4 protein-coding genes are annotated in these 15,134 nt (G+C 36.0%); 1 reads left to right on the top strand and 3 read right to left on the bottom strand.

Translation table 11 applies throughout. The features are described 5' to 3' along the window. Positions 1-288: 288 nt before the first annotated feature. From K0B81_05225 to K0B81_05215, 3 genes are all read right to left on the bottom strand, one after another. The gene (locus K0B81_05225) at positions 289-6,675 is read right to left on the bottom strand and encodes a chitobiase/beta-hexosaminidase C-terminal domain-containing protein (GenBank protein MBW6516003.1); all 6,387 of its coding nucleotides are present in this window, start codon (positions 6,673-6,675) and stop codon (positions 289-291) included. A gap of 130 nt (positions 6,676-6,805) precedes the next feature. Continuing rightward, positions 6,806-10,117 carry a UvrD-helicase domain-containing protein gene (locus K0B81_05220; GenBank protein MBW6516002.1) on the bottom strand — a complete coding sequence of 1,104 codons (3,312 nt, stop codon included), beginning with the start codon at positions 10,115-10,117 and terminating at the stop codon, positions 6,806-6,808. Continuing rightward, on the bottom strand, positions 10,117-13,083 hold the full coding sequence (locus K0B81_05215; protein MBW6516001.1) for a PD-(D/E)XK nuclease family protein: 2,967 nt from the start codon (positions 13,081-13,083) through the stop codon (positions 10,117-10,119). The genes K0B81_05220 and K0B81_05215 overlap by 1 nt, the downstream gene beginning before the upstream one ends. A gap of 367 nt (positions 13,084-13,450) precedes the next feature. Here K0B81_05215 and K0B81_05210 point away from each other — a divergent pair, with 367 nt between their 5' ends. Continuing rightward, positions 13,451-15,130: a T9SS type A sorting domain-containing protein gene (locus K0B81_05210; protein MBW6516000.1), complete on the top strand. Its 1,680-nt coding sequence runs from the start codon at positions 13,451-13,453 to the stop codon at positions 15,128-15,130. The last annotated feature ends 4 nt before the right edge of the window (positions 15,131-15,134 follow it).

The following is a 15,134-nucleotide window of genomic DNA, read 5'->3' as shown; positions in this document are numbered from 1 at the left end:
CACAATTAGAAACTGAAGTGTAATTAAGCCGTCATACTTAAGTATGACGGCTTTTTTTAGTTACAGATTATAGAGGGATACTTCATAATTGGTTTATATAACTTAGTATTTCAATAGTTCTTCTGATAAAGTATGTTAATTACTCGACAGTTAATGTCATGAGAGCAATAAAATCCATTCAATAAAAAAAATACTCCATTGTTGAGATTATTCAAGTACTGAGATTGAGAAACAAAAAGACCCCATATCACTGGGGTCTTTTTGTTATGTTAGGTTAGATCGTTTTGTTTACTTAAGCAAAACGATCTTTTTGATTGCCTGATAGTCAGCTGTTTTGAGACGGTAGAAGTAAATCCCACTGCTGATCTTTTTCCTCTGCTCATCTTCTCCTTGCCAATGAATAGTGTGTTTACCTTTATCTAAGCTATCATTGATCAAGGTAATCACTTTTTTCCCAGCAATATTGTAAATTTCCAGTGTTACTTGGCTATGTTCTTTTAGAGTAAAGGAAAATGTTGAGCTGGGGTTAAATGGATTCGGATAAGCATTTAAAAGCTCAGTAACGAAGATGGGAGATAGATCGTCATCAACAGATGATGTATCAATTGTATATACTGCTGTTACAATTTCACTATTTTGCCAACCCTGAAGAGTAGCAATAGCTTTGATAGTGGTTGTTTCTTCTATAAAGATTGGTTCTTCATACAGAGTAGAATTAGTATCAGGATCATTACCATCAAGAGTATAATAGATAATGGCATTGTCAGTATTACAAATGATAGAAACATCAATCGGTTCTTCATAAATACCTGGTTCAGGGTCAAATTCCGGATTAGCTACAAAATCCTCGACAATTACGGAAACAGTATTAGTTGCTAGAGATTCACCCTCTTGATATAAAGCAGTAACATAGTATTGATAATTTCCGGGAGCAAGACCAGTATCGTAATAGCTGTTTTCTATAACAGGTGTTTCATTAATAATATTGAACTGACCATTATTAAACGCACGATAGATATTATATCCGAGCAGGTCTTGACTTCTGTTATCTCTGTTTCGATTGATATTATTGCGCAATCTTGAATTTGATATTTTACTTCTATTATCTGGAAGCAAAGGTTCATCCCAATTAAGCATTACATTAGCTGCTGTGGTTTCTGCTGTAAGATTATGTGGTGGATTTAGTATAATGAGATGTGTTATGGCAGTTTCACTAGGTATCCATCCATCGGCAATTCCTTTTGCCTTAATTGTTATTGAGACATCAATCATAAAAGGATCAGTATAAATTGAACTACTTGCACTCGGTTCTGTACCATCGAGAGTATAGTAGATGTTCCATGTATCATAAGGCAAAGAGATGCTAATTTCTTGTGATTCCAGATAAACTCCTTCTTCAGGGTATATAAGAGGAGTTGGTATTGTTTGTGTTATAAAATACTCGGCAATACCTGTTTCACTTTCCAAGAGATCTTCTCTGAATCCTTTTGCTTTGATAACAATCTCGGTACCTAAAGGAAGAGCTATAGGTAGATCGTAGAGAGTCGAGTTTTCATTTGGTTCGGTACCGTCTAATGTATAATAGATCAAAGTATCCTCAGTCTCTGTAGTAATTTCGATACTTTGAGCAGTATTATAATAACCGGCAGGGGGAATGAATTCCGGAGTTGAAACTCTATTAGCAAGTTCAATTGAAACTATATTGGATGGTGCAGATTCCCCTTCAGGATAGAGGGCTGTTACATAGTAATAGTAATTAACAAGTGGTTCAACATTAGCGTCATAATACTCTGTTACTTGAACTAAGTCACCATTGATCTGAACCCCGTTCCGATAAACATTATATCCTAAAGGATCTCGTTCGTCTCGAGTATAATTGAACCTATTTTCAGTCCTCTGTCTGGTACTACTGCTTTCCCGAATATCGTTGTTTCTCGATAAAGAAATTTGCTGTTCTCTATTATCGGGAGTTGGTGGAGGATCCCACTGTAGAAAGATCTGCGAACTAATAAATTGAGCAGTCAAGTTTTCTGGTCTGGTGATTTCGGTATCTCCAGTACTTGTTACAAATACCATCTGAGCATGAGGTTTGTTAGATGAAGCAGTAGTAGTAGTACTATTGGTTTGATCTGACGTATCAGCTCTAACAAAACGATAGCCGTTAGGAACATTAGTCACTCTCAATTGTCCGGAACTATTCCATGACGGTACTTGAGCAAAGGCAGTATCAACCAGGATATTATCTATTCCGTTCCACTGGAATGGAGTAGTTAGAGTCAACATATCCCAACCGCCTGCAACAGGATCATAGTTTTGAGGTGAATAAACTGTAGTAAATGGACCATTATCGTGACTAGCAGCATTAGTTGCAGTAGTATGTTTCATACGTATGATAAAATTAGGTAATGGATAAATCGGAGGTGATGTAACATAAAATCCAAATTCCATGATGGCACCGGGTCCGTTTATGCCAGCAGCATTAAGTTCTGCAGCAGTATAAACCATTTGTCCACGTAAACTTCGATACCAGATATTTATTGGAGCTCCATCAGTATTAGAATTAACAGCAGTTCCAGAGCCAAGTTGAACGGTAACCAATCCTCCTACATTTGTATAGGCCTGACCTGAGAACTGATAGCTACCAGTTTGCATAGAGTAACTAAATATGATCTCAGTACCTATAGTAATATTATCATCAATAGTTATATTTAATGCTGGATACATAACTTCACCCGGTTTGACTGAATTAAAGTTATTATCGGATATGCTATTAATAGTTACTAATGGATGATCACTTGTAATATTGGTCGTTACCGAAGGTGATTCCGAACCTCCTATATTTTTAATAGGTAGATAGAGGATAAGAGTTTCTCCCGGGTCTATCAAACCATTATTATTTCCTTCTGGATGGGGATCATATATTATCGGTTGGAGAGGTGTAAGATCAGGTGCATTAATATCAAGATTAAAAGTATGTGTCCAATTCATATCTCCGTCTGCACTGAGATATAGAATAAAAACTACTCGATGCATATGAGGGATATTATCAGCAATTTCTATAGTGAACGCATTATTTACTGTTGAGCTCTCTTCTTCTACTATAGTGCCAAAAGTAGCCTGATTATCCAGGATAGTAATAAATGGATCATTGGTAGTCAATTGTGCAGAAACATTTCCTGCTTCCTCCCCTCCAAGATTTACCAGAGTTATATTGATACCAACAGTTTCACCGTATTCAGGAATGTTGTTATTGTCATCAGTGATGCTAAAAGTTTCAATAGCTACGAAAGCGTTTTCGTAATCAACAGATCCGGTAGTAAAGTAGAGGGCAGTTTCATTACCAAGTGGTCTGGCAGCTGTAGGATATTGATTATTAAAAGAATACTCTAATCCAACAGTACAAGAATGATCAGCAATTCCTATTGTTGAGTAATTACCCCAGTTACCGTAAGGATATCCTGTACCGTTATTAACGTTATTGAAAACCTTGTACTGAATCTTAATCGGACCGTCGCCAGTTAGAGTATAATAATACATAGGATCGTAGAGTATAATCTGGAAAGTTTCCTGAGCGTTACCTACGATATTTTGAGCATTTTGCCACTGGATGATAAATATGCTCTGAGCATTATCATAATATGTATAAACACCACCTGAGGCAGTTGATACAGCTAAATTATCCCAGAAAGCAGCAATAATGGAACTTGGTCCCAAAGGACCAGGAAGTCGCCAATTTCTAAAGGTTGCTTGTTCGGTTATGCCAAAAGCTACCCAACCGTTGGCACAGATACTGATTTGATCATAGTCAACACCATAAAAACGGAAAGTAAAAGGTAAGTTCATATTCATCACATTCTGATTGTTATTATGATCAGAAGTTAAATTTGTATTTGTACCACTGCCGCCCAGTGGTGGATAGATCTCGATCCATTCATAGACAGGAGCATCAAGATAATCGGTATCACCATAATCGTAACACCAGTACCCGTAACTATCAGGTCCAAGCGGATCATCAATTGTAACTACACCAACAGTAAGACTGATTATTCTTGTTTGTGTAAAACCCTGATTATTAAATAGAGCGAGTTCCATATCAAAACTTGAACCGGGTGTTACATAAGATGCAGCAGATACATAGAAGTGGTCTCCAGTGCTTGTAACAGTCTGATCAGGAGCGATATCTCCAAAGAAAGCAGTAGAATCAATAATAGCAAATCCTTGACCACCACCTCTTAAAATTCCTTGTACACCGGTCAGATTAGATAGACCGGCATTTTTTAAATGGACCAATAACTGGACTTGTTCACCGGGATCAAGAATACCATTACCGCCATCGTTAACAACTATTGACTGAGGGACAAGGTTTCCATTGAGTATAGTAAAATAGAATCTACTAGTCCATTGATTGGCTAAATTATCTGAAGTAGTTAATAAAAAGATAGCTTTATGATTTGATGGTGTGTCTGGCGAAATAACAATAGTGTAATCAGTAGTTGATTCAACAATAGCACCGGGAGCAACATTTCCAAATAAAGATGTTGTTGATGTAATGTTAACATAATCACTCTCAGTCGAGATAATACCAGTTACACCATTAAAGGACTGACTACTGTGATTCTTGACCATAAGAGCGAAGTTCACAGTAGTGCCTGCAACTACATCATCGTTAACAACAGTGTCATTAAAAGTAACTCCAGGATTTCCAGCGATACTTATCTCACTTAAGTAAGGAATATAGTTCGGTTTAGTAACGGTTAAGTTAATAGTTCCATCTGATTCTGGGTCAAAAAAGAGGGTTATGTTTCCTGAGGTATCAGTATAACCGGTAGCAAAGATGACATCATCTCCCTGACGAATAGTAACCCAAGCATCTGATACCGGTTGTCCAAAGCTATCGCTAACTGAGACAACAACGCTATTTGATCCTAAAGGAATAGTATTGTTATAATCTACTGTTAGTGGTTTCGGTTGTTCAACCCAGATATCCATGGAAGGGTCTCCAATAAGATTTGCCCATTGTGAAAAGAGAGGTGGTTGGGAAGGATGACTATTACCATAGACCTGCCAAAGATAGAGTTGTCCCCGAGCTAATGCCTCTCCCATAGTTCTCATGTCTTCAACAAAGATACCATAAAAGATCCCACCACCAAGGCAGTTGTTAAATGCAGTTTTAGTAGCTGATGTAGTCATCCCAATAGCAGTAACGCCACCTTTAGCTCCTGTTGGTGTACCCATTCTTACCATGTAATCGGTTTTACTGCCACTAGTTGTATAGCTCAAAGTACTACAGGTTAAAAAGGCACAATTTGGTAACATTAAACCATTATATAGAGAAGCATCGTTGGGTGACCATGAAGACATACCAATGTAACCGCGATAATTAAAAATTGATACTCCTTGATTAACTCCCGCATTCATTTGACTGGCAAACGGAGAATTATAAACCTCAATAAAACTGTAATCACTATTATGTCTGAGCATTATTTCTTTAAGGTATTTGTTGGTTATGATTGTAGAAACTCCTGATGAACCGGGGTCTCCAACAAGTAAGTTCCTTTCATACCAATCAGTATTATCTAAATATGGTGTTCGTTCATAGTTACTGATCTTATTCCATATTGTTGCTAACTGAGTTGAATTGTCAATAGCGATACGACCGATAAAAAGATCAGCTAAATCATCATTCCCCTCTAAGAGAGTATAGGGATGATCTCCCCATCCTGAATTGACATTCCATGCAGGGACATTGATTGAACCGCTAGCTGCACCGATCAAGACGACATATTCAGGTGGATTTTCCCATGTATTATAAGCATTCTGGATATAATTCTTAATAGCAGTATTGCTTGAATACATAGCTGTACTAATAGCAGTAACTTCGAAACCTTTATTTCTTTTCCAGTTTACAAATTCGTTAACAAGATTTACTATAGTAGTATTATGATTATGAACAACGATCATACTTCTTGCTTGATATTCCCTGTCGGGATCTCTGAATTGGTGATAATTCAAGATACTACCTTGATACATTTTTTCAAAACTGTGTGAAAAGAGTCTCGGTGAACGAGTAATTTCATTTTCGCCCGTTAAATCAGGATTATAATTAACTCTTAATGAGATTCTGTTTCTGACAGTCAACTCCCTTAAAGCCGGATTATAGGAAAATGGGTAGAGAGTAACAGAAACTAATCTCATATCTCGCATAATAGCCGGTGTAGTCACTTGTGCTTCATGAAGTGGATAATCTATATCTTTTACATAAAAAGAGTGATCAATTAAAAATCCCTCCTCTTCAGAAATATCAAAATCAAAACCCTGAGAAGGGAAAAGTAAGACATCTGAGAGGATGTTACTATCTGTAATACGTGGAGACTCTAATTCAACAGTGCCTGTTTCTGGAATAGCCAGAATAACGGAAAATGTTAGTACTTCCGGTAATCCCTCTTCCATTAAAAAACCACTTTCAGGATGATAAAGCCGTTTATAAACAGTTCCATCAACTTCTGTATCGATGAACTCATAATCTTTAAGAGTAAATTCAATTTCTGTGTAATTTCTGCCTAATGATGTAATTTGGAACATCTCATTCGCAGCAACAAGATTAGAATTGAATAAAAAAGACATGAATAATAAGGCAATTAATAACAACACCGCAGTTTTTTGATTCATTTTCATATGATTTACCTCTAATTAAAATGGGAATTCTTAACAAATATTAAAGCAAATCTAATGCCATTGGAAAGTTACTGTGGAGTTTTATTGTCAACTTGATCTATAATATGTAGGAATGATACCTAATCGGTATTTAAATATCAACTATAAGATAGCGGGAAGATATTAGATACCTTTCTTTCTTGGTAGAAGGTAGCTCAGCGACTATATGCTCATATCTTTCTAATTGTTCTTTATCCTTAATAGAGCCGGTTTTGTAATCAATGATAAGCATACTTTTAGTTTCTTCATCGATCATCAACCTATCCAAACGATATTCCTGATTATATTCATCGAAAACAGTATACTCTGTGAATATCTTTGTCCATCTTTTTGAAAAGATATCATTATTGTTGGCTATAAAACCATTGATTTTCTCAATCAGTGCGAGTATTTTTTCTTTAGGGATCAGATTGCCATATTTTATCATCACTCTTTTATGGGCATAATCGAGCTCGTTTTCTTCCCCATTTCTAACAAATGAGAGATAATAGTGTACTAAATCACCATAGATGATATGTTTATCTTCCAGATACAGAGTTTTAAGATTGAGAGAAAGATTATCTTGGCTATCCGGTTTTCGCAATAAATTTTCTCTTTGCATTTTGATCAATTCACTGCTATTTCCGATTGGAAACTTTGCTTTAGTTACTTCGTGTTCTGAGGCAACGATAGAACCAATTTCTTGTTTAACATATCTCTCACATTTACTTTTTTCTTCAAGATCATCAACATTATGGTCATGCAAATAATCTATTATTGCCTTAAAATAGAGCTTCTTAATGTTTATATTCTCGTTTTCAGTTTCAGTTTTAGAGGGTTTGATGGCTTGAGAAATTCCTTCCTTATCTGTGTAAACGAGATATAATACGATATTGGATTTTGCTCTGGTCAGGGCGACATAGATGTTGTTAAGTTCTTCCAATGTATCTTTCTTTTCTTGGATGATTTGCAGTGAGTACTTCATTTTTTTCAATACTTTGGAATAATTGTAAGTAATCCTATAATCTTCCAATTCTGTAAAAGAACCGTTAAACTGATAGAGAAAATTAATATAACCCACGTCCTGTCCGCTTCGTTTGGAGATATCGTAAAAAAAGAAGACATTTTCGAATTCTAATCCTTTGGCTTTGTGGACTGTCATCAACTGAATTGAATTGATCTGATCTATATTGGCTTGCTGGAACTCTTCGTTTTTCTCATTATCAACTAAATATTGCAGTAAACCGTTAAGATTTTTCGTATATTCTAATCTGTTGTGGCTCATAAATTGACTGACTACCTCTAAGAAGAGGTGCAAATTTTTAACGTTATGCTCTTGTGGGAATATACCAATGACATTAAAGTCCTTAATGATCCGAGATATCAGAGTAATAATGTCGCAACTCAGAGATTCTTCTATAAGTCTAACAGTTTTTGATATAAAAGGATGTGAAGAAAAGTTGTCTTTTAAAAGCTTAATAAAGATCCTATTATCCTTCTCAGCTTTTTTCCACAGGTGTATGACATCTTTAAGATCGTGGGTTGGGAGAAGACAAAAATCTGAACGAAGGAATCTCAGAAAATGTAAAATATCCTTTTCAGCAATATATCTCAAAAGATGTATGATCGGTTTAATAGATTGATGATGCAAGAAGGAGAAAGAAGATTCTAAGAAATAGTCAATACCATTATCTTCCAACACTCCGGCAATCTCATTCAACTGAGTATTATCTCGAGCCAAAATAACACTTGAGGTAGGGTCTATTTTGTCCTCATCTAAGAGAGGTTTAAGACAATTTTCTACAAAGTTCTCATAGGGATTAAGTTGTTCAAGATCTTCGAAGATGCCACCGGTTGCTTTATTCTGAAAGTTGAAGCTGAGTAATCCTTCTCTGACCTTTGAATTAGCTTTGATCTCATTGTAATCCCAAAAAAGATTTTCTTCCCTTAAGTCATTTGAGATCTTGTCGAAAATCTTATTGATAAAGCCAGTGACAAACTTAGAACTGCGATAGGTTACATTCAATGATGAAGAGTCGTTTGATTGAAGGATTGCCGGCATATTGAGGAGCAATTCCCTTTCTCCGTCACGCCAGCCGTAGATTGACTGCTTTTCATCTCCGACAACAATAACTCCCCCATATTCCTTGATTCCTGAACCACTAATAATTTCACTGATGATGGGGAAGAGGAGCTTATGTTGAATGATACCTGTATCCTGAAACTCATCGATTAACATAAATCTAACCCGGCTGGACAGGTATTCGTAAAAACGGTTAGAGACCGAGCCATAATCGTGATCAATTAAAGATAAATCAGGATCATAAAGATATTTGAAAGTATAGAAAGCAATATCGGAGTAAGTCAGGATCTTATCTCGTATTTTCAATCTATCATACTCTTCCAGTATATGATCAGCTAATGACAATAATGCCTTCTCTTCGGGAAGTATATATTGATAGAGAAAATAATTAAAAAATGCTTGATGAGCTACACTTTTGACACTATCGAGTTTTTCTTTTACTATTTCATCCTTTACTACCTGTAGTTTCCAAAATCGCAGTTCATTGCTAAATGTGTCTCTTCTTTTATGTAGAAAGCTCTCATCAGAAATCCTAAGCTCCAGTTCATCTAAAAATTCTTCTGTATCTGATGTAGTAAGAAGTTTACAGTAAGAAGACATAAAGTTGCTTTTTGCCGGTTCAGTGAGTTTATTGTTGAGAGTAAATTGTTCCTTTATTATTATAATAAGCTCTTTGAAATTACTCTGGAAAGTGAGCAATGAATTATGAGCAAATTCCTGCAGATCACTCCTAAATTCTACCCCCTTATCCTTAATTAGCTGAAGAAGCCAGCGGTTATGAATGATAGAGAGGATCAGATTATCATATTGTTCGATCGTTTTTCTACCGGCTGTTTGGAAGATTTTGATAAAAGAAGCAGAATCGTGTTCATCAGAAAAGATCTGATTATAGATATCCTGCAGATACTTTTTGTTGATCTCATTATCTATCTGGAAATCTCTGATTCCGATATAAGGAGCAATTACAGCTTTAAAGATTGTATGGACAAAAGAGTCAATAGTACTGATCTGCAATTTATGTTTATTCACAAGCATCTGCTCGTACACATTCTGCAGATATGCCAACTCGTTTTCAGTAATTTTGATCCCATACAATTTGTCTAAATTTTCGGCTAATTCTCTCCCTTTTTCATTCTGAGCAAGTAAAGATTCAATATGTTTAATAACGGCATTTCTTATTTCAGACGTCGCTTTTCTCGTAAAAGTTATGACCAATATTTCATCATAACTGATATTCTGCTTTCGGTACTTAAGAAGTAGGTTAATATATTCCAAAGAAAGGCGGTAGGTTTTTCCTGTTCCAGCACTGGCAGTAATGATTTTACGAATTGAATCAGGCATTAAATACCCCCTTTATCAGCCGTAAAACTATCGATCGAGATGTTCTTCTTCAGCAGATCGGTTCTCACTATTTCGGGAAACAGACAGAGTGAAGAGCGGGATCTGATTCCTGCATATCCGCTGTCTAGTATGTTTTGCAGAACTATGATTAGAGTATTAATAAACTCACAGAAAAGTTCCTTTTTTGTTTTACGAGAATAGAACTCATTGAGTTCTTTCATCTTCTTATCGGTGAGAGAATACATATATGATCTTATCTTGTCAGATTCAGAAATGCTTTCTACTAATTCAGGTAGAGTTGTTGACTTATCCTTTTTGAGATAGTAGAAGAGTAACTCATAAAATATTAACTGGGTAACCAACTCTTTGCTGTCACTGAGAAAGCCGGTCTTATAATCAAAGATTTTAAAAAATTCCTGTTGATTATCCAGATCATATTCCGTGACAACTAAATCACCCTTACCACGCAGATTTAGGTCCAGATCTATCCCCATCGGTAATGGGAATTTACATTTATCTCCCCATTTTTCTGGTTCTTTGTTGAAGCGGGAATTCTTGTGTTTAATAATATCTTGCAGTAAGAAGAAAAAAGATTCAATGCCATCTTCGACGATCGGTAGGAAGATCTCTTTGAAATAGCGGTAACTATAGGTATGTGGTATTTTGTAATACAGCTCTTCTGAATTCAGGATATGATTACTTAACTGCTCTAAGATCCCACTGACTTTAATAGGCAAGTTTTCAAAAAACTCTGTCAGATCTTCTTCAGAGGGGATTTGCACAATATGCCAGATCTTGTCGATTATCTCATGAGCTATTGTCCCGATCAAGAGAGGAGACAGAGGTTTATAGATAACTTCTTCATCAATTATTCCCAAATATTTCAGATAATAAGAGAACGGGGAATTATGCAGGATCTTATAAGAAGAATAGCTGAGTACGAGTTTATTGTGTTCACGATCATTTTCTTTATGATAAGGTATAATATAGAAATGAGGGTCTTTTATCAGAGTTCTATCAGGTAGATATTTGTCATCCGGCTGAATTACCTGCCGGTAAAACTCTTCATAGCCCTGATCAGGTACTATTTCTTCTTTTATTTCGATAACATTTTCCAAAGAATTTGCTCTCTTTTCATTACTGAACATTAATCTTAATTCTTCTATAAAAGAGCTAACTTCATTGTTTATATTAACATTTCTTTGGGCGAAAAGATAGACATGACGGGAGTTGAGCAATAAGCGGAAAAAATAATACTTTTCCCATAACCTAATGTCTTCATAAGTCTTCAGCCCGAGCTTTTTTCTCTGACTTTCGGTGAAGAGAAAAGGTGTTGATCGACCTGCAGGCAATACACCTTCAGTAACATTCAGAACAGCAACTTTCTCAAATGAGAGATTACGGCTATCCATTAACGAACTGATCTCTATCTGCCTTTTATCTCGATGGTAATACAATTTATATCTCTTTGGTCGCATATAGAGCAACATAAGCTTCAAAATACTTAAACAATCGGTAAACCTTGTCCTCTTTTGTCCTTCATTCCAGAAGATCTCGTTATTGATAATCCCCAAATCCTCTATATTGGCAAAATCTGCTAAGCTCTTGTAAAAAGTTTCCGGCAAATCGCTGAATGTTCTTTCATCTTCCGATATTAAGCTGTTGAGTTGGAAGCCCTGTTCTGTGTCAATTGATGCAATAAAGTCTTTTATCGATCTCACCTCAACTAAGCGGTTAAGAAGTGAGAAGATTTTGTGCAGGAAAGTTTTAAAAACCTCAATGTTAATCTCTGTCTTGCTTTTCTTAAAAACAATTAGGCAATTTAGGTTCAAATCGAGATAACAATAATTCTCTCGTAGATAGAAGTCAAGAATAGCCAAGATCTTATCCTGATTAGAAAGGTCTTGCTCGAAGTATCTATAAAAGACATCTTCAGATAGAAGTTTCTTTAAAACAACAATTGGTATCAGCTCATTCTTCTTTGTATGCTCTATGATTATGCTATCCAATAATTCTACTAAACTTGTTAGAAAAAGAGATACACGGGAGTTGATCAAAGGTTCATTATCCACACCCGAAAAATGACTGGGAGAGAGAAAACGGGGATAGGAGCTTCTATAGAATTTACTATCGAAGGCATTCTTTAGATCCTCTGTTGTCTGTAGTATATCTAAGAATCTTTGATACATTGAAAAGTCATTTTGAGCGGTAAAGATCTCGATCTTCTCAGTCAGATGATCATTCAGATCAGAAATGGGGAAGAGGGGATGCTCTATCAGACAATTTTTTTCTTTATCGACTAAGCTTTCGGGTAGCTGATAACAGACAGTTATCTCGAAATTTTCTTCTTCCAGCATATTTAACAATCTGTTTTCTAATCTCGTATAGTAGTGTTGATTGATAAACACAAATCTCTTCTTATCTCTAAAATAATCGAAAATCACTTTGGTATCATCAATCAGAAATATTTTATCAGTCCAACCCTTCTTTCCCAGATATAGCCGGTAACTTTCTCTAATTTCGCACAACATTACATAGGTTTTTCTTTGCCAGTCGAGCACATCTTCACCAAGATTTTCTAACACCTCAAGGCAGTTCTCAATATCAACCTGCTCTTCAGAAAACTCTTCCCAAAAAGAGAAAAAATCACCGGCAAAACTAATAAATTGAAAATAGTTCTGAATTTTCAAATCTCGCTTGTGCTCAGGACTCAATGAGTAATAGAGGGCAATATTCCTTCTCTCTTCTCTCAATAAAGGTAGATCATCAACAAAGAGACATTCTTTGAATTCTTCCATGGTCAGAAAGATGTTATCAGAGAAATCGGAGCTTTGTTGAAATAACCTGAGTGTTTCCTTCTTCGATCTCTCTGTCGGAAATATAAAGACAGCTCTCTCTTTCGGATGATCCTGCAAGACTTTCTCTATCAGATCATCTTGAAAATCGTAAAACCGGTGTTCAATCATCTACTACCCCTTTACTATAAGGACGTATTGTTATGGTGTCATTCAAGCAGTAATCTACTTCAGGTATTTTTCTGTTACTAATTTCTCGAATTGTCATCTATTAGACAAGTAAAAAGATACTTTCTAATCCACTTTAATCTAATTACTTGATCTTATCTTTTCTCTAAGATACTAATAGGGAGGCTACGAGTCGGCTAGGGCCGACTCGTTGGCTCCCTAAGGATTCAAGATTGAAGGAATTATATTAATTCAGACTATTACCTAACAGATAAAAAAGTTGACAAATCGGACTATTGGAATAGATATTTCAACAAGGTTAGAGGATATAAAATCAGCTTGAATCTTTCGCAAAATTTTTGGAGGACACATGAATTGGGAAAAAATATTTCTAGTAGGAGTGTTATTCTATCTTTTCATTACTGATCTATCGGCACAAGTTGAGGAAAATAGCTTTATAGCAGGAGGGGGCATAGGTTGGGATATAGCAAATAGCATTACTGTGAGCGATATAGCATTTATAACTGGTAGTTTTCAAGATACAGCCATCTTTGGTAATATGTCTGTGACCTGTGAGGGTGAACAGGATATTTTTGTACTAAGTTATGATTTTCTTTGGGGTCAAATTGAATGGGTAGTCAGAGCGGGTGGAGAAGGTATCAATTCTGGCCAAGATATAGCAATGGACGGTCAAGGCAATATCTATATAACCGGATATTTTTCAGGAACAGCAGAATTTGGAGATATTACTTTGAATAGTATCGGTGAAAAAGATATCTTTGTCGCAAAATTAGATTATAATGGGAATTGGCTCTGGGCGCAAAGAGCTGGAGGGATAAGTAATGATTACAGCAACTCAATAGCTATAGATAGTAACGACAACATTCTCATCACAGGGAGATTTTATGAAACTGCCTATTTTGGGAATATTGAACTGATAAGCTCGGGTAGTGCGGATATATTTATAGCAAAATTATCATCTACCGGCAGCTGGCTCTGGGCAACAAATGCTGGTGGAGAAGATTATGCAGAGAGTACCGCTATTTCTATTAGTCAAAATGATGAAATCTACATTACTGGTTTTTTCTCAGGAACAATAGAGTTTGCTACAAAGGATAACGAGGTTTCTCTTTCCAGTACCGGTTGGGCAGATGTATTTGTTGCCAAATTAGATAGTGATGGTAAATGGATATGGGCTATAAGAGCCGGCAGTGAACAACTGGATATCAGTCATGATATTTATTCCTATTCATACGATAGTGGTTACGATGTAATTTATATTACCGGTGAATTTCGAGGTACAGCTCATCTCGGTGAAGATATCATTATTAGTGGTAGTAGTTATTTGCCCAATATTTTTGTCGCTAAAATAGACGGAGAGGGAATCTGGCTCTGGGCACAACAATCTTTGGGTACTGCAGCATCCATTGCAAGATCTATTTGTTCGTATCAGAATGTACAACAGCTAGTTATTGTTGGAAACTACTGGAATGATGTTCAATTTGGAAATTTCGAATTGCATGATAGCGGTAGTTTTATTGCTTTAATAAACACTGACTCCGGTGATTGGCTTCATGCACAAAGAATTGGAAACTCTTCAACTCTTCAAGGGTACTCAGCCAGTTCGGTACCAGAACATGTGGATATACTAATTCTTGTGACAGGTATATTTAGTGGCAGTGTTCAATTTGGTGGTCAAACATATCATAGTGTAGGTCTGACAGATATCTATATTGCCGGGTATTTTTTTCTTAGTAATGTTCTCCCTGTCCCAACAGAACTGTTAGTTTATAATTATCCCAACCCGTTCAATCCAGAAACAACCATTATTTTTCGATTACCGCAGGCTACTGAGGTCAGACTAGAGATATTCAATATTAAAGGGCAAAAGATTGCTACATTATTGAATGATTACAGAGGTATTGGAGAACATCGCATAGAATGGAACGGTAAAGACAATCAAGGAACTATTCAGTCCTCCGGAGTGTATCTTTACAGATTATTAACAGCAAAAGAATCTGTATTTAACAAAATGGTCAAAGTAAAGTAATTTT

It is taken from the genome of Candidatus Cloacimonadota bacterium, assembly GCA_019429305.1.
Lineage (GTDB): Bacteria > Cloacimonadota > Cloacimonadia > Cloacimonadales > JAJBBL01 > JAHYIR01.
The sequence above is the reverse complement of the archived record's forward strand: the minus strand, read 5'-3'. Positions and strand labels throughout refer to the sequence as shown.